General features: G+C 50.6%; 16 protein-coding genes and 1 tRNA gene. 8 read left to right on the plus strand and 9 right to left on the minus strand.

Annotation, left to right across the window (positions count from 1 at the left end; all coding sequences use genetic code 11):
* The 7 genes from feoB to Q0Y65_RS13695 all read left to right on the plus strand — a co-directional run bounded on the left by feoB (position 1) and on the right by Q0Y65_RS13695 (position 6,936).
* Positions 1 to 2,409, plus strand: a complete 2,409-nt coding sequence (gene feoB / locus Q0Y65_RS13665; RefSeq protein WP_297960937.1) for a ferrous iron transport protein B — start codon at positions 1 to 3, stop codon at positions 2,407 to 2,409.
* Positions 2,410 to 2,428: 19 nt separating this feature from the next.
* The gene (locus tag Q0Y65_RS13670; RefSeq protein ID WP_297960940.1) at positions 2,429 to 2,602 is read left to right on the plus strand and encodes a FeoB-associated Cys-rich membrane protein; all 174 of its coding nucleotides are present in this window, start codon (positions 2,429 to 2,431) and stop codon (positions 2,600 to 2,602) included.
* Positions 2,603 to 2,721: 119 nt separating this feature from the next.
* Positions 2,722 to 3,021 carry a DUF2325 domain-containing protein gene (locus Q0Y65_RS13675; RefSeq protein WP_297960943.1) on the plus strand — a complete coding sequence of 100 codons (300 nt, stop codon included), beginning with the start codon at positions 2,722 to 2,724 and terminating at the stop codon, positions 3,019 to 3,021.
* Positions 3,008 to 3,586, plus strand: coding sequence for a DUF3793 family protein (locus Q0Y65_RS13680; protein ID WP_297960946.1), 579 nt, complete (start codon positions 3,008 to 3,010; stop codon positions 3,584 to 3,586). Before Q0Y65_RS13675 ends, Q0Y65_RS13680 begins: the two co-directional genes overlap by 14 nt.
* Positions 3,583 to 3,987 carry a flavodoxin gene (locus Q0Y65_RS13685; RefSeq protein WP_297960949.1) on the plus strand — a complete coding sequence of 135 codons (405 nt, stop codon included), beginning with the start codon at positions 3,583 to 3,585 and terminating at the stop codon, positions 3,985 to 3,987. The genes Q0Y65_RS13680 and Q0Y65_RS13685 overlap by 4 nt, the downstream gene beginning before the upstream one ends.
* A 12-nt stretch (positions 3,988 to 3,999) precedes the next feature.
* Positions 4,000 to 5,502, plus strand: a complete 1,503-nt coding sequence (locus Q0Y65_RS13690) for an NPXTG-anchored protein (protein WP_297960951.1) — start codon at positions 4,000 to 4,002, stop codon at positions 5,500 to 5,502.
* Positions 5,503 to 5,583: 81 nt separating this feature from the next.
* Positions 5,584 to 6,936, plus strand: coding sequence for an FMN-binding protein (locus Q0Y65_RS13695; protein WP_297960954.1), 1,353 nt, complete (start codon positions 5,584 to 5,586; stop codon positions 6,934 to 6,936).
* 126 nt (positions 6,937 to 7,062) lie between these two features.
* Here the strand turns inward: Q0Y65_RS13695 and Q0Y65_RS13700 are convergent, their stop codons facing one another.
* From Q0Y65_RS13700 to Q0Y65_RS13740, 9 genes are all read right to left on the minus strand, one after another.
* Complete coding sequence (locus tag Q0Y65_RS13700; RefSeq protein ID WP_297960957.1) at positions 7,063 to 8,313, minus strand: folylpolyglutamate synthase/dihydrofolate synthase family protein; 1,251 nt, start codon at positions 8,311 to 8,313, stop codon at positions 7,063 to 7,065.
* Positions 8,314 to 8,323: 10 nt separating this feature from the next.
* Positions 8,324 to 9,250, minus strand: coding sequence for a DUF4268 domain-containing protein (locus Q0Y65_RS13705; RefSeq protein ID WP_297960959.1), 927 nt, complete (start codon positions 9,248 to 9,250; stop codon positions 8,324 to 8,326).
* Between the two features lie 161 nt (positions 9,251 to 9,411).
* Positions 9,412 to 10,155, minus strand: a complete 744-nt coding sequence (locus Q0Y65_RS13710; RefSeq protein WP_297960962.1) for an SDR family oxidoreductase — start codon at positions 10,153 to 10,155, stop codon at positions 9,412 to 9,414.
* Between the two features lie 68 nt (positions 10,156 to 10,223).
* On the minus strand, positions 10,224 to 10,526 hold the full coding sequence (locus Q0Y65_RS13715) for a Dabb family protein (protein WP_297960965.1): 303 nt from the start codon (positions 10,524 to 10,526) through the stop codon (positions 10,224 to 10,226).
* Positions 10,527 to 10,531: 5 nt separating this feature from the next.
* A complete protein-coding gene (locus tag Q0Y65_RS13720) occupies positions 10,532 to 11,068 on the minus strand; it encodes a GNAT family N-acetyltransferase (protein ID WP_297960968.1) in 537 nt (178 codons plus the stop codon).
* Entirely contained in the window at positions 11,016 to 11,939 is a 924-nt protein-coding gene (locus tag Q0Y65_RS13725) for a hypothetical protein (protein ID WP_297960971.1), read from the minus strand. The genes Q0Y65_RS13720 and Q0Y65_RS13725 overlap by 53 nt, the downstream gene beginning before the upstream one ends.
* Positions 11,902 to 12,750, minus strand: a complete 849-nt coding sequence (locus Q0Y65_RS13730) for a hypothetical protein (protein ID WP_297960974.1) — start codon at positions 12,748 to 12,750, stop codon at positions 11,902 to 11,904. The genes Q0Y65_RS13725 and Q0Y65_RS13730 overlap by 38 nt, the downstream gene beginning before the upstream one ends.
* Entirely contained in the window at positions 12,747 to 14,171 is a 1,425-nt protein-coding gene (gene pyk / locus Q0Y65_RS13735; protein WP_297960977.1) for a pyruvate kinase, read from the minus strand. Before pyk ends, Q0Y65_RS13730 begins: the two co-directional genes overlap by 4 nt.
* A 16-nt stretch (positions 14,172 to 14,187) precedes the next feature.
* Entirely contained in the window at positions 14,188 to 16,545 is a 2,358-nt protein-coding gene (locus tag Q0Y65_RS13740; protein ID WP_297960980.1) for an ATP-dependent helicase, read from the minus strand.
* Between the two features lie 554 nt (positions 16,546 to 17,099).
* Here Q0Y65_RS13740 and Q0Y65_RS13745 point away from each other — a divergent pair.
* Positions 17,100 to 17,175: transfer RNA gene (locus Q0Y65_RS13745), tRNA-Gln, on the plus strand.

The raw sequence follows: 17,175 nt of genomic DNA on the forward strand, positions 1-17,175 counted from the left end.
ATGGAACTGCGAATAGCACTTGCAGGAAACCCCAATGCGGGTAAAACTACCCTGTTCAATGCGTTAACAGGCTCTAACCAGTTCGTTGGAAACTGGCCCGGAGTTACTGTTGAAAAGAAGGAGGGAAAGCTGAAAAAGCACAGCGATGTGATCGTGACCGATCTGCCGGGAATATATTCACTGTCGCCGTACACTCTCGAAGAAGTAGTTGCAAGAAATTATCTTATAGAAACACGACCTGACGCAATTCTCAATATCATAGACGGAACAAATCTCGAGCGCAACCTCTATCTTACCACTCAGCTGGTGGAGCTGGGGATCCCCGTTGTCTGCGCGGTAAACATGATGGATATCGTCAATAAGAACGGCGATAAGATCAATATTTCAGAGCTCTCAAAGCTGCTGGGATGTAAGATAGTGGAAATATCCGCGCTGAAGGGGACGGGTGTTGACGAGGCTGCGGAGGCTGCAATAGCTGCCGCAAAGAATGGCAAAACCATTCCGCAGCATACATTCAGCGGACCTGTTGAACACGCTATCGCTCATATCGAGGAGGCTGTTCTTCATGATATGCCAGAGGAGCAGCAGAGATGGTACGCTATCAAGATCTTTGAGCGCGACGAAAAGGTGCTGGAAAAGCTCAGCGTTCCCGAAAATGTGAATAAGCACATCGAGGAGGATATAGCAGCTGCCGAAAAGGAGCTTGACGACGACGCCGAGAGCATAATCACCAATGAGCGCTATACTTACATAGCCGACGTTATCAAGGCCTGCTACAAGAAGAAAAATGCAGGAAGCCTTTCCACGTCTGATAAAATAGACAAGGTCATTACGAACCGCTGGCTGGGTCTTCCTATCTTTGCGATCGTCATGACGCTTGTGTACCTGATCGCTATGAAGGGTCCCGGCGCATGGGCTACCGACTGGACAAATGATAATCTGTTCGGTGACGGCTTCCACCTGCTGGGCATTTCGGGAGACTATGATGACGTTTCCGAAAGATATGCGGGCGCACAGCAGATAATCGACGGCTATGACGCTTACGTTGAGGAAAACGGCAGCGCTCCCGTCGGCGAGTTCACATACTCGGTAGAGGACGAGGAGACCCTCGAAACTACAGACGAAACAGCTTCGGTTGCCGACTATGAAGAAGCGCTGAAAACAGTCGAGGAGATAGGCGATGAGCCCGATCCTGCGGACTACGGCGTATTTGTACCGAGTATACCTGCCTTGATCGAAAGCGGTCTTGACAAGGTCGGCGCAGCTGACTGGCTGAAGGGTCTTATCCTTGACGGTATCGTTGCAGGTGTGGGCGCAGTCCTTGGATTCGTTCCGCAGATGCTGGTACTGTTCTTCCTGCTTGCCTTCCTTGAAGCCTGCGGATATATGGCACGTATCGCATTCGTACTCGACCGTGTGTTCAGAAAGTTCGGCCTCTCGGGCAAGTCCTTCATTCCTATGCTTGTCGGCGTAGGCTGCGGCGTTCCCGGTATCATGGCTTCCAGAACTATCGAAAACGAGCGCGACAGACGTATGACCATAATGACTACCACATTCATTCCCTGCGGCGCCAAGGTACCTTTCATCGCTATGATTGCAGGTGCTATATTCGGCGGTTCGCCATGGGTATCTGTCTCTGCTTACTTCATCGGCATGGCGGCTATTATCGTTTCGGGCATCATGCTGAAAAAGACAGTTATGTTCTCGGGCGAGCCTGCTCCCTTCGTTATGGAGCTCCCTGCATATCATATGCCTACACTGGGCAACGTGCTCCGTTCAATGTGGGAGCGCGGCTGGTCTTTCATCAAGAAGGCCGGTTCTATCATTCTTATTTCCACAATTGTAATATGGTTCCTGTCACGCTTCGGCACAGTTGACGGAAACTTCGGTATGCTTGAAGAGGACCAGCTCGACAGCTCTCTCCTTGCGTCCTTCGGAAAGTGCATTGCATGGATATTCGCGCCTCTGGGCTGGGGCAACTGGCAGGCGACCGTTGCTTCTATCACAGGTCTGGTCGCAAAGGAAAACATCGTCGGCACTATGGGCGTTCTTTACGGCGGCGGCGACGGCACTGTATGGCAGACACTTGCTTCCAAGTTCACAAGCATCACAGGCTTCTCATTCCTTGTATTCAATCTTCTCTGCGCTCCCTGCTTTGCCGCTATCGGAGCTATCAATCGTGAGATGAACAACGCTAAGTGGACAGCCTTTGCTATCATTTATCAGTGCGGCTTTGCTTACGCTGTGGCTCTTATGATAACACAGCTGGGCGGACTTTTCACAGGTGAGTCCAATGTCGTCGGCGTTATCGCGGCAGCTCTGATACTTGCGTTCATGTGTTATATGCTCTTCGTGAAGAAGTATCATGAGGCTTCAAAGCTCAAGGGCAATGTAAAGGTAAAAGCGTAAAGCTTAAAGGAGTGTTTATATGCTCGCATGGTTTGCTGCAAATCTCGGAACTATCATCCTGTCAGTGATACTTGCTGCGATAGTGGCGCTTATCATTGTGAAGATGGTAAAGAACAGAAAAAGCGGAAAGAGCACAGGCGGCTGCGGCTGTGGCTGTGAGCACTGTGCGATGTACGGAAAATGCCATAAATAAAACATTCAGGACTGCGGGGACGGGGCGCCGGACACATATTGTCCGTGGAGCTGCCGTCCGCACAGCCCCATGTTTTGAACAAATATTAGTTCATACTAATACACCAGAAGGAGGAATATATGAGTATAGTTATCGTCGGCGGCAATGACCGTATGGCAACACGTTATCAGGATATCTGCAAATCGTTCAATCACAAGTCCAAGGTTTTTACCCAGATGCCCGCGGACTTTGAGAACAAGCTTGGTACTCCTGATCTTATGGTGGTTTTCACGGGGACCTGTTCCCATAAAATGCTGGGAGCCGTAAAGAAGAGCTCCGAAAAAAACGGCGTGCCCGTTGAGCACGTTCACAGCTCCAGCGTAAGTGCGCTGAAACAGCTTTTATCAGAAATAAAGGGGAGGAAATATGTCCGAAGCTGAACGCAGAAGCATAGACAGCGGCCTTGCGTTCCACGGCGCTCCCACGCTTCTGGGAGTGAAATGCGCCAATCTTATCTCGTTTGATATGAGCGAGAGAACCATCGCGGAGTACCTGCATGAGTATGCGGAAAAGCTCAGCGAAAACGGACTCAGCGCCGTGCGGCTCTGTAAGTGCAGACAGCGCACGCTGGTATATATATACAATGAAAGGCTGCTCAATGCATGGCTTCGTATGCCGCAGGTGGGACGCTTTCTTTCCGAGTATGGCTACACAGCGGATATGAGCATTAAAGAAAAGCTCAGCATACTTGCGGGACGAATGAGCTGCGGCAGCTTTCCCCATGAGATCGGAGCGTTTCTCGGATATCCGATAGGAGATATACGGGGATTTATCAGTAACTGCGGCAGAAACTGTCTGCTGTGCGGTTACTGGAAGGTCTACGAAAATGCCGATGAAGCACGGCAGACATTCAGAATTTACGATCGCTGCAGGGCAATCCTGTTCGATAGATTAAAACACTGTCCGAACCTGTTTCGGGCTATTTCCAAGGAGGAAAATATATGAAAACAGCAGTTATTTATTGGAGCGGTACAGGCAACACCGAGGCTATGGCCAAGGCAGCCGCAGAGGGCGCAAATGCAGAGCTCTTTGAGGTATCGGAGTTCAGCGGAAACGCCGCAGACTATGACGCATTTGCTTTCGGCTGCCCCGCAATGGGTGCCGAGGTGCTTGAGGAGGACGTTTTCGAGCCCTTCTTCACAGGTATCGAGACTTCACTCAAGGGCAAGAAGGTGCTTCTCTTCGGTTCATACGGCTGGGGCGACGGCGAATGGATGCGCAACTGGTATGACCGTACAAAGTCGGCAGGCGCAGAGCTTATCGGCGACGAGGGCTTTATCGTAAACGAGGCTGCCTCTGACGATGATCTTGCAAAGCTCAAGGAGCTTGCTGCACAGCTTGCATAAGGAGAAATAACGATGAAAAAGATCACATCTATTCTGTGTGCAGCAGCCTGCGCATTTGCTGCGGTGCCCTTGGCTGCAAACGCTGACGACGGCGGCAAGGTGTACGGAACTATGAATATCCCTTACGCTGATTTCTATGCTGCCGAGCTGAACAACAGCGTTCCTGTTGACGCAGTTTCTTCCGCTACACAGAACAAATGGAAGGGCAACAGTACAGGAAGCATGGGAGACGACGGAAAGTGGCAGAACGGCGGACTTGCAGCCGGTACATTCAACGAAGAGGGCGAAAACGGCAGCGGCAAGATACTGGGCGTAACTTTCCCCGTTGAGATCTCTGCGGAGGATCTGAACTCACTCAGCGATAAGATGGGCTTTACGGAGCTCTCCGAAAAGCCTGTGGCATACAAGCCCGTTACAGTGCAGGGCGGCGCCGCTTCCTTCGGCAAGCTGGTGGATACCGACGGCGAGGAAGCTCTCAGCGGCGAGATGACAGTATCCAGCCTTACAAACTGGGGCGACTATCAGATAAACGTCAAGGGTATCCCTTCAGAATGCGATATCTACGGCGTTATCGTAAAGACAAAGGAGGGCACCGACTACGGTATGCGTGCTCTTGAAAATATCTGGAGAAACGGACAGATCGCATGGGGCGCAGGAGTCAAGGAAAAGGAGCCTCACGGCAACGTTCTTTCCTCCGAGCACTACAAGTCTTCACAGGGAAAGACCATCACTGAGGTAACATTCATCACACTCAAAGGCTACAGCACTCTTTCTGGTCAGGACGGCTATCTTCCCCTGAAGGTTGCGGATAGTCTTTCTGTTGAAAGCGGAAAATCAGGCAAGGGCTCTGTAACTTTCGACAATTCCGTTTTGCCTTCCGATTACAGTGTAACCGGTGAGGTAGCAGAGGGCTTCAGCGTATCAGGCAATACAATAAGCTACAACAATGCACAGCCCGGTAATTATACGCTTACGGTCTCTGACAGCAATGGCAAGTATTCTTCCATAAGAGGAAGCTTTACTCTCACCACAGATACTATCCCCGTAAAGTATTCCGACGGCAAGCTTGTGGCTGCTGACGGAGCTTCACTGACTGACGCTGCAAACTATCTCAAGAACATCTCGGCTGTAACGGTCGGCGGCAAGAGATATGCCACAGGCAGACGAGGCGTGACCATTATCGACTCGCAGACAGGCGAGATCAAGCTTGACGCTAAGTCGGGGGAGGAGAATGTTTTCGACGGCTCGGGCAATTACAAGCTCACAGTCGAAGCAACCGGATATGAGCAGAACTATGAGTTCGAGATAAGCGAACAGGCTGCCGTTACAACAACTACTACTACATCTTCCAAGACCACAACCACTACAAAGACAACAACAGGCAAGCAGAAGAAAACTACAGCAGCTTCGGGCACTAACAGTCCGAAAACAGGCGTAAACGGTGCGGTAATGCCCCTTGCGTTACTTGCGCTTGCAGGCGCGTCTGCATTCACGTTCAGAAAGAAGAAAGACTGATCATCATTATTATTTCCATGATAAAATATGACCTCTGCGGCTTCGGCTGCAGAGGTCAAATACTGTAAAGAGGTAGTTGCTATGTTATTTTTGACCGCTCTTTTTATAGCGATCCTTATCGCTTTTTGTCTTGACAAGCCACTGAAAAAATGTCCCGCGGCATTTTATATCTCAGCGGCTGTTCTGACTGTGGCATCTGTAGTTATTACTCAGTCTGACATTAATATTTCAAACAGATTTGTCCGCGACTATGTTATCGGTATATTCTCCCGCGGAGCTCTCGGCACTGCATTCTGGGCAGTTGTCATGTGGGCGGGAGCTATGCCCAACGGCTCCGCTCCCATAAAGAAGCTCATGCCCATACGCGGCGAGCTGTCCATAACAGCGGCCATACTTACATTCTCGCACATCATCACATTCGGCGTTCAGTACATAACAAATCTTATCAATGGCAGAACGGGTTCGGATTTCGTTGTCACAAGTATCGTATGTCTGGCAATGGTGCTGATAATGACGCCGCTGACCGTGATGTCCTTCAAGAAGATACGCAAAAAGATGAACGGAAAGACATGGAAGAAGATACAGCGCCTTGCCTATATTTTCTATGCCTGTATCTATGTGCATATCCTTGTGCTTTTCCTGCCAAAGGCTCAGAAGGGCAGGGAGGGCTATTTCCTCGGTATCCTCGTATACAGCGCGGTCTTCATCGGCTATGGTGTGATGCGCGTCAGAAAGTATTACATCGCAGATAAAAAGCCCGAGAAGAAGCTCCTGCCCAATACTGTCTGCGCCTGCGCATTCGCGCTGCCCGTAGCTCTGGCAGGCATTGCTGCTCGCAATACCAATACGAAGCCGTCGGAGACCTCAGCCGTCAACGAGGACGGTGTGGCCGTTTTCACATTTGCTCCTGCCGAAACAACAGCGGTCACGGAAGCTGCCGTAACTACCGCAAAGGACAAGAAAAGCAGTACGGAAACTACAGCGGTCACAGATAAGGCTGAAAAAACTACCGCGACGACCTCCGAAGCAGACAAAAAAGCGGAGGAAAAAAAGCCCTCCGAGGAGGAAGACACAGGGGAAGAAAATCAGGAGGAGCATAACGACGAGCCTCAGCAGGAGCAGCATGAGGAGACTCCTGCGACCGAGCCCCAGCCGACCTATAAGTACAGAAACGGCGAATATGAAGCAGAGGCCGAGGGCTACGCAGGAAAGGTCCATGTGAAGCTTTCCATAGAAAATGACGTTATAACAGGTATCTCGGCATGGGCTGACGACGACGACCCCGAGTATTTCGGCGACGCTGTGAATACGGTTATCCCGCAGATAGGCTCAAAGGTCAGCGCGGACGGCATAGACGCCTGCTCGGGCGCAACCTACAGCTCCAACGGTATTATCGAGGCAGCGAAAAAAGCCCTTGAACAGGCGCTGAACTGACCTGATCTATGATTTCTTTACGGGCTCGGCGGGTTACCGTATCGCCAAGAATTACAACTGGTGCTATACTGTCGAAGCAAATACAGGATAATTAAAAAAGGACAAGTTTTTAACTTGTCCTTTTCTTTATTCCATGTTGAGGTATTCGCTGGCAAGATACAGCGAGCCGCATATTACTGCGACACCGTTGTTCTCGCGGGCCAGCTCCTTTGCCTTTGCCGCACATTCGGAAAGACTTCCCGTCTCCGCCTCTGTGCGGAAGCCTGCTATATCGGCTATGGTCTCCGCAGGCACAGCGTTAGGCGCAAAGCCGTCAACTGCAAAAAGCCTGTCGGAAAGTCCCGATATCTGCTTTACACATTCCACATAGTCCTTTGAGTCAACCATGCCCATGACGGTGTATATCTTTCTGCCCCTTGTGCTCAGATACATCAGCATAAGAGCCAGCATTCCCACTCCCGAGGGGTTGTGGCCGCCGTCTACGATAACAGGAGGTTCGCCGTCGATGTACTGCACGCGGCCCCGTACCTGTGTGGTCTCAACGGACTTTATTATTGCGCTGTCGCTAACGGAGAAGCCCTTGCTGCGCAGGTAGATACAGGCGGTTATGGCTGTCTGGGCGTTGTACTTCTGGTGTATGCCCGCCATGGCGGGGGTAAGCTTTATGCCTCTGTAGATAAACGGAGAAAACAGGCCGCCGTCTGCTGCGGGCTTGCAGGGTTCAAGAGGTATGAGCTCCGCACCGGCTCTTCCGGCTGTCTCGCGGACTATTTCGCGGACGCTGCCGGGATTGTCCTCGGAGAGCACCACTGCGGAGCCCTTCTTTATTATGCCTGCCTTGTGGGAGGCTATCTCCTCGACGGTATCGCCTAAAAGAGCGGTATGATCGAGGGATATGGAGGTTATCACCGAAAGCAGCGGCGCAGGTATCACGTTGGTGGAGTCCAGCGTGCCGCCTATGCCCGTTTCCAGCACCACGATATCACACTTCTCCCGCTCGTACCACAGCATGGCTATGGCCATGGTTATCTCGAACTGGGAGTATGCCTTATCGTCAACGCGCTCCTTTACGAACTCCGCGATATCACAGAGGGAGTCCTCGTCTATCTCGCGGTCGTTTATGCGTATCCTGTCGGTGTAATGAAGCACGAAGGGGGAGGTGAACTTTCCCGTCTTATAGCCTGCGAATTGCAGGGCGTTTGCGATATATTCAAGGGTGGAGCCCTTGCCGTTGGTGCCTGCGATATGGACGAACTTCAGGCGCTCCTGAGGGTCGCCCACACGCTTCATAAGCTCCCTTGCACGGGAGAGATCGGTGATGCGTCCTCCCGATTTGGTGTAGGAATTTATGAAGCTCATACATTCTTCGATGTTCATGGTTTCTCCTTTATTTCAGTCGGTTCTTGAAAACTTCGCGCATTTTTATGACCTTATCAATGGCTTCTTCGATAAGCGCATCATAGTTGCTGTGATCGTCGAAATTCAAGCCACTGATTTTATATAGTATCCTGCTTGCTTTTGCATTGTCTAATCTCTGCCAATCGACTTCAAAGCCAAGTTCCTTTTCAATTATTTCATGTTCTGCGTATAGTTTGTCAAATAATTCTTTGTTAGAAGCAATATATAATTCAACGCCAATGTAAGAATCCTTATTCACAAGAGAAACACTAATACACGCTTGGCTTGTTCCGACAGCTATATTGTACCAACTTATAGAACTTGCTTTATGGATTGCAAATGGTTTGTTGCGCTCAACCACATGGTCGTTAAAGAGAGTCCAGAATTCAAGCCTTTCTGATTGGCTTTTATTCATTGTATCGGTTGATTTTTTGCCTTTTTGCTCTTTTATGAAATCGTTTGGCTGTTCAACTATCTGAAACATGGGAGCATAGTCGGAGTTGCCGATCTGATATGCATGAAGCTCTATCAGGAAGAAATTGATATCCTGAACGGTATTGTTGTTCAGCCATTCAATGGCGCTTCTGTGCTCGTCCCTTGCTTCTTTGACTATCCAGACAATGACCTTTGCGTCCAGGCCCGAAGCGTAAGTGATTATCTTTCCGAGGTGGTCGTGATTGGAGTTTTCAAGCTGATTCTCGATAATAACTTTAATGCCCGTTGTTTCTTCAACAGCCACGATATCGCATCTGTATGCGCCGACATAGGCTTCTGTATTTATATCGACGAGAGTAAGGCCAAGCTTTTCATTCAGCAGCTCGATGTTTTCATCTTCGGCGAGCCAGGCCGAGAAGTCATACTGCTCGTGCTTCCATAGTTTTCGGATATCAACTTCCTGTAATCTGCTTATTTTCATTTGCCTCTCCTTTCAAATCCATCGAAATAAATACGGTTTATGGCGCGTCTGACTTCAATACAGACGATAGAACTCCCTGAGTGCAGGGGACAACGCCCTCGGTGTACCACAAGCGCATAAATGAAAGCACGGGCGGCGAAACGCCGCCCCTGCATTCTCAATTAATACACCCCTGCCTGCTTTTCAGCCCTGGCAACGGCGTCCTCAAGAGTCATGCCCGTAAACTCCTGTGCGGAGAATATGCGGCCGCACTTCTTATCGTCAACGAATGCGCCGACTATTACTCCCGGAAGTGCGCTCTCGGGAGAGTTGGGGGCGTTGGGACCGCCCAGGTCTGTTCTGCACCAGCCCGGATCCGTAAGACTGAGAGTAACGTCCGTGCCCTCGTAGTACTTGCCGAGGTCGCGGGTCACCTTGTTGAGAGCAGCCTTTGCGGCGGAATAGCCTGCCTGCTCGGGCTCAAGGTCGATACCGCTGGTGGTATTGACTATGCGTCCGAAGCCGCGCTCCTTCATACCGGGAAGGAAATGATAGCATATCATCATCGGTGCGGTGGTGTTTATCCTGAAGCTTATGTCGTAATCCGATGCGGGGGTGGTCAGATATTCCGTTCTGTAGGCTATCTGAAGTCCTGCATTGTTGAGTATTATGTCGAGCTTTGTCCCTCTCTCGTCAATGGCTCTGCACATTTTTTCTACCTGTTTCATGTCCGAAAGCTCTGCTGTCACAATGTAGGCGTCAACACCGAGTGCCTTTACTTCATCGAGTACCTTTGCACAGTGCTCCTCAGTGCGGCTGTGGAGCACCAGATTACAGCCTAGCTTTGCCATTTCGATGGCCGAAAGATAGCCGAGTCCGCGGCTTGCGCCTGTGATGAGTGCCCATCTGCCTTTTACGTTTACCATGTTTTCTACCTCCCTTGGTGGGTTATTTATATGATATCCCCGTGCTGCGTGCCACGGGGAATGTCATCTCAGTATTCGTAGTCTATGCAGGCTCTGTCTGTTCTGACAGTGCCGATGAATTTGCCGAACTCAAGGTGCGCAGGGTGTACCTGATAGGCGTTCAGGTCTGCGATAGTCTCGAAGTCGCAGAGAAGTGAGATAGTGTAGTTGCTCTCGGGAGCGTCCTTGGAGTTGATGACTACCTCGCCTTTTTTCAGCTCCTTCACGTTTGCGATGACGTTATCGAAGCGCTTCTTTGCTTCGAGGGCGTTTTCGTACTCGCTTCTGCCCTCGGCTTCCTTTAATTTGAACATAACGATGTGTTTTATCATTGCAATTACCTGCTTTCGTAAATTTTTGATGTAAATGTCTTTAGTCCGTCATAGCTTGAATACTCGCCGTACTCCTTGAATACAAGGCCGCATTTCTCTATAACATGAGCGGAGGCGGTGTTCTCTGCGGCGCATTCGGCTCTCAGACGGATATCTCCGTATCTGCCGCGGACATATCCTATCATAGCCTTTGAAGCCTCTGTGGCGTAGCCCATGCCACAGCAGTCATAGCGGGAGTTGTAGCCGAACTCCCAGAAGCCGTCATCAAGAAGCCTTATACCGCCCGAGCCTATGAGCTTATTGTCGCTTCTGCGGACAAAGCCGAACTCGAACTGCGTATCCGTTGACTTTACCGTGCGGAGCCATTCCCTTGTGGTCTCTATGCTCTCGTGGGTGGAGTATATCATGTATTTCGCAACTCTCTCGTCCCCTGTCCACTCAAAAGCCGCTTCTGCATCGTCAAGTGTCAGCGGGCGGAGTATAAGGCGGTCAGTCGTTATTGTCGGACTCATCGTCATTGTCATCATCTTCTTCGTAATCATCCTCGTCGTCTGCTTCGTCGGTATCGTCCTCCTCAGACTCATCGTCCTCTTCATCTTCATCGGCGGCGGGAGCAGTCACAAGTCTTTCAAGGGGATCCCTGCGCTCAAAGAGTATAAGCGGCATAAGAAGCATAGCTGCTGCGAAGATCAGACTGTTCATCCTGGTGTACTGCTCTCCCGCATTAAGATAATCCATCAGACTTGCGCAGGAGCTCTGCTCTCTTTTAGTCATAAACTCAAAGACCATATCGGAGACAGCGGCGGCAATGATGCCTGTCCAGCCGATAACCGCCTTGACATCGGTCTTTGGCTGTAATTCGTATATAAGACAGGGGATAAGTATGAGCTCCATGTAATAGAGGTTGCTGAAGCCCGATCTCAGAGCGTATACAGCCGTGATACCTGCCATTACATAAGTGTATATCAGCAGACTGTTGCGCTTTTTCCATTTTATTTTTCCGAACAGCGTGAGAATAAGTATCACTCCTGCTGCGATGCTGAAAAACAGCATAAACAGATTGAGAAAATACTCTAAATTTTCAATGGCGCTGTATTTTAAGTCTCTGTAGGCTCTAAGAGTCCTGCCTATGTTGCTTATATAATTGACATTCTCGCGTCTCAGGAAGTTTGCTGCCACCGAAAGGATCACCAGCATCTTTGCCCATATACGGTCATATTTCCGCGTTATTATCACAATTGCGAGAGGAATGGTGCCAAGAAGCATCGGAACACTGTATTTCAGGAGCTGCTCTGTCATTTCCGGATCGTTATATGAGTACAGATCGGATATTATGGATATAGTCGGTCTTATCATCAGCAGTGCTGTGATTACTTCAAGGATCCGGGTGCGTACGGTCACTGTGTTTTTCATCTGTTTCCTCTTTCTCCTTATTATTTATATCATTCGTGAACTGCTTGTCGAACAGTACAAGCGGAAAAATCAGAACGAGCAGGATCAGTGTAACGGGTCCTGCTGCGGTTAGAATCTTATATATCATCAGAGCAGATGCGGCGGGCTTGTCGGAGTCTGACCTGGGAGCCATAAGCAGTATGGCCGCCGAAAATATCATCAGCAGGGCTGCTCCCACCGCTGCAAAGGGGAAAACGGTTATGCACAGTCTGCCTGCCCTTCCCGTTCTCGTTTCGCTGAGCCTGTTCTCGGGAGCAAAGCAGAGGGAAAGTATCATGGTTATATTGCAGACTGTCTGACCAAGGTCAAGAGTCAGCGGAAGCGCACAGGCTGCCATCAGAGCGTAGATGAAGACCAGCAGGGTGCTGCGGCGCTTCAGTTCCAGCATACCCATATACACCATGGCGCAGATAAGGGCTGCGGCGGCGATAAAGGCAGAATGTGTGATCTCCGATATCTCGTAGTACATCAGGCTGCGGAGCTTCTCACGGTCTGCCGTCAGCAGGAAGGACAGTTCATCCCAGAGGGATACGGCTTCCGTAACGGCCATGACCGAAAAGGCTGCCCCCATTATCCTGCTCTTGTTCCCGCGGCGGAAACCGCCTGCGACGAACAATACGGCTATGACAAGTATGGCTGCCATACGCGCGGTCATCATGAGCCTGCCCAGAAGAAAGGACCCCGATACAAGGGACATTCCCACTATTATGGCTATGGCCATTCCGGAGGCGAATTCCGCCCTCCTGATCTTTGCGTCAAGCTCCGTTTTCACTTGCCTATCTTTTCGACCTTCATCAGGTTGGTGGTGCCGGATACGCCCAGAGGTACGCCTGCGGTTATTGCCACAAGGTCGCCGTCCTCCACCAGCCTGTGTTCCTCCGCTGCCTGAACGGCTGCGGCGAACAGGTCGTCGGTATTGGTCTTTTCGTCGATAATGAAGGGGATAACGCCCCAGCTCATATTCATCTGGCGGCATACCACCTCACTCATGGTACAGCCTATTATAGGACAGCTGGGACGGTACTTCGAGATAAGTCTCGCAGTCTGTCCGCCGAGAGATACGGTTATGATAGCCCTTGCATTGAGGTCGTGGGCTGTGGTAACTGTTGCGTGGGCGATAGCCTCGGCTACGGTGCCGTTCTGGTCGGAGCGCCTTGAGGCGAAGCGTGCCTTGTAGTTTATGTTGTTCTCGGTGGTCTCGGCTATGAGTGCCATGGTCTTAACTGCCTCTACAGGGTAGGCGCCTGCGGCGGTCTCGCCTGAGAGCATGATAGCGCTGGTGCCGTCATAGAGTGCATTGGCAACGTCGGTTATCTCCGCACGGGTGGGGCGGGGATTGGTTATCATGGACTCCAGCATCTGTGTAGCCGTGATGACCTGCTTGCCTGCGTTGTAGCCCTTCTTTATAAGGGATTTCTGTATTGCAGGTATCTGCTCGAAGGGTATCTCGACGCCCATGTCTCCGCGGGCGACCATGATACCGTCGGCAGCTTCGAGTATCTCGTCGATGTTCTCGACGCCGTCGGTGTTCTCTATTTTTGCGATTATCCTTACATCGAACCAGCCCAGACTCTGGGTGAACTTCCTGAGGTAGTTGATATCCGCAGCGGTGCGGACAAAGCTGGCGGCGATGAAGTCGAAGCCTATCTTGGAGCCGAACTCAAGATCGTCCATATCTCTCTCGCTGAGGTAGGGCATGGAGAGCTTTACTCCGGGGACGTTTATGCCCTTGTTGTTGGAGAGGGTTCCGCCGTGGATAACGCGGCATACTATATCAGTGGTGGTGACCTTCTCTGCAAGGAGCTCGATAACGCCGTCGTTTATGAGTATCCTTGTGCCCATGCTGACGTCGCGGGGGAGCTTCTTGAAGCTTACGCTTCCCACCTTGTCGTCGCAGAGCACGTCCTCGGTGGTGAGGGTGTAGGTGTCGCCGTCGTGTATCTCAACGGGCTTGTCGTCAACGAATTTTCCCAGGCGTATCTCGGGACCCTTGGTGTCAAGGAGAGTAGCTACGGGGAGATCCAGCTCCTTTCTCAGCTTCTCGATGACCCGGAAGCGCTTTTCGTGGGTCTCGTAATCGCCGTGCGAGAAGTTGAAGCGTGCAACGTTCATGCCTGCAAGCATGAGCTCGCGCATGATATTCTCGTCATCTGTAGCAGGGCCTATGGTACATACGATCTTGGTCTTTCTCATGGTAGTTCTCCTTATATCAGAGCTTTTTCAGCTTCGCGTAATTTGCCATTATCTTCTTTGTGCCCACCTTGTCGAAGGCTATCTCCAGCATGGAATCGTTGGACATGGGGGTCACGGAAACTATGACGCCCTCGCCGAATATGCTGTGTGAGACCTTTTCTCCTGCTGCGTATGCAACAGCCTCCTTGGGAGCGGCGCTTGCCTTCTTGCTTCTTGCAAGCTGCTGCTGGAGTGTTGCGGAGCGAACCTCTGTAACGGACTTGTCGTTCTCCTCAAGGTGCTTCTTCATGGCTGCGGCGTTGTCGTGCTTTTCCACCAGCTCGCTGCCGATCTCGCGCATGAAGCGTGAGGTGACGTTGCGCTGGGTCTGGCCGAATATCATACGCTGGCTGGCATTGGTGAGGTAGAGGCGCTTCTTTGCACGGGTTATGGCAACGTATGCAAGACGTCTTTCCTCCTCCATATCGTCCTCGCTGTCGAAGGAACGTGAGCTGGGGAAGATACCGTCGTCCATGCCCACTACGAATATATTCTCATACTCCAGTCCCTTTGCGGAGTGTATGGTCATGAGAGTTACCTTGTCATCGCTGCCGTCGTCGCGGTCAGCCTCGGTATAGAGCGCTACCTCCTCAAGGAAGCCGCCCAGTGTGGGCTCCTCTGCCTGTTCCGTGTACTGTACCATGGAGGTGCGGAGCTCTTCCACGTTCTCTATTTTGGTCTCTGCGTTTTCGAGAGTTTTCAGGCTGTCCAGATAGCCTGTCTTGTCAAGGAGAACATCGAGGAATTCGTCCAGAGGGAGCTCCTCGGACTTCTCGGTGAGATACTCGAACATCTGGTAGGCGCTTTTCAGAGCCGTTACCTTCTTGGAAAGGGGAGCGTACTCCTCGCAGTTCTTCAGGACCTCGAAGGGAGATATTTTCAAATCGCGGCTGATGTCCTCTATGACGGTCAGCGTTGAATCGCCTATGCCGCGCTTCGGCTCGTTGATTATGCGTCTGAAGCGCAGCATATCGTTATGGTTGTTTATGAAGCTGAGATAGGAGGTAACGTCCTTTATCTCCTTGCGGTCGTAGAAACGCATACCGCCGTATACCCTGTAGGGTATGCCGCATTTTACCAGCATACGCTCTATTGAGTTTGACTGGGCGTTCATGCGGTAGAGCACGGCGTTGTCGGAATAGCGGCCTGTCTCCTTGTATTTTTCAAGTATGGTATCCGCAACGAACTTGGCCTCGTCGGTCTCGTCGACCGCCTTGTACCAGTATACCTTGTCGCCCTGCTCGCCTGATGTCCAGAGGGTCTTGGGCTTGCGGCCGTTGTTGTTGCTGATAACGGAGTTTGCGGCGTTAAGTATGGTCTGTGTGGAGCGGTAATTCTGTTCGAGACGTATTACCTTTGCGCCCTCGAACTGCTCCTCGAAGCCGAGTATATTCTCGATATTGGCGCCGCGGAACTTGTATATGCTCTGGTCGTCGTCGCCCACTACGCAGAGGTTGCGGTGTCCGCCCGAGAGGAGGGATACCAGCCTGAACTGTACATGGTTGGTGTCCTGATACTCGTCCACCATTATGTATTTAAAGCGGCTGCGGTACTTTTCCAGCACCTCGGGGAACTGCTCGAAGAGTTCCACTGTGAGCACCAGTATATCGTCAAAGTCAACTGCGTTGGCAGTCTTCATGCGCTCCTGATAGAGAGCGTAGAGCTTGGAGATCATCTTCTTGCGGTAGTCCTGACCTGCGTCGGAGCGCATCTCCGCAGGCGTTATCATCTTGTCCTTGGCAAAGCTTATCTCGCTGAGTACAGCCTTTGGAGCAAGCTGCTTCTCGGATACATCCAGCTCGCCCATGACGTTCTTTATCATGCGCTGGCTGTCATCGGAGTCGTATATTGTGAAGTCCCTGCTGTAGCCGAGGGTTTCTATCTCGCTTCTGAGTATTCTTACGCAGGCCGAATGGAAGGTGGAGGCATGGATGTTCAGAGCCTCCTCGCCGAGCATGGCGGAGAGTCTCTCCTTCAGCTCGCCCGCAGCCTTGTTGGTGAAGGTGATGGCCAGGATATTCCAGGGACGCACGGGGTCAACGGCCACGGTGTCTCTGAGAGTGTCGAAATCGTCGGTCTTTCCCTCGGCGTAGTCCTTCAGGAATGCGATGTCATCGGCACTTCCCTCCCGTGTGGTATCATAGTAGGCGTTGCCGAAGTTTATCATATTGGCGATACGGTTGACTATCACTGTGGTCTTGCCGCTGCCTGCACCTGCAAGCACAAGCACAGGACCGTTTACGGTGAAAACGGCCTCCTGCTGCATATCGTTCATACGGCTGAAATATCTTTTCAGTGCCGCCTGTTTTGCTGAATTGTAAGAATTAATGTCCATAACAAGATCTCCAAACGCAATATAGTAGTGTCAAAAGTATGATCCCTGCATACTTTCGGTGGATCAAAGAATATTTTTCCAGTATAGATATATTATAGCACATTTATTATTGCTTGAAAAGCCCTCGGAGGAATTTTTTTCTTTTCTTTTAAATATGTAGGACGTAAAAACTTCGACATCAATATGTAACATTTTAACCGTATTGTAAGAAAATGAAATAAAAAATTAATAAAATATAGACCGAATCGTTTTAAAACTGGCATTTTTCTGTTATTGTATTCGTACATTTGTAGAGTTATAATATGTTTACAGAAGCAGTCAAGCTGCTGTCCGCTGATACCGCCGCCTGTACGGCGTTTATATAAAGGTAGTCAGAAGAAAGAAAAATGTATTAATATGTGAGGCGCGCTCTCGGGGTCGGTCATTTTATCCTCGGGAGCTGCTGCTTTTCACAGGCACGGCATTATAGTTAAAATATAAAAATATATTTTTGCTATTGACATGAACTCGTGATAGTGATATAATAATAAAGCTGAATAAATCAGTACATATATTGGGGTGTCGCCAAGCGGTAAGGCAGCGGACTCTGACTCCGTTATTTCGAGGGTTCAAATCCTTCCACCCCAACCA

This window comes from uncultured Ruminococcus sp. (assembly GCF_947301925.1).
GTDB lineage: Bacteria > Bacillota > Clostridia > Oscillospirales > Ruminococcaceae > Ruminococcus.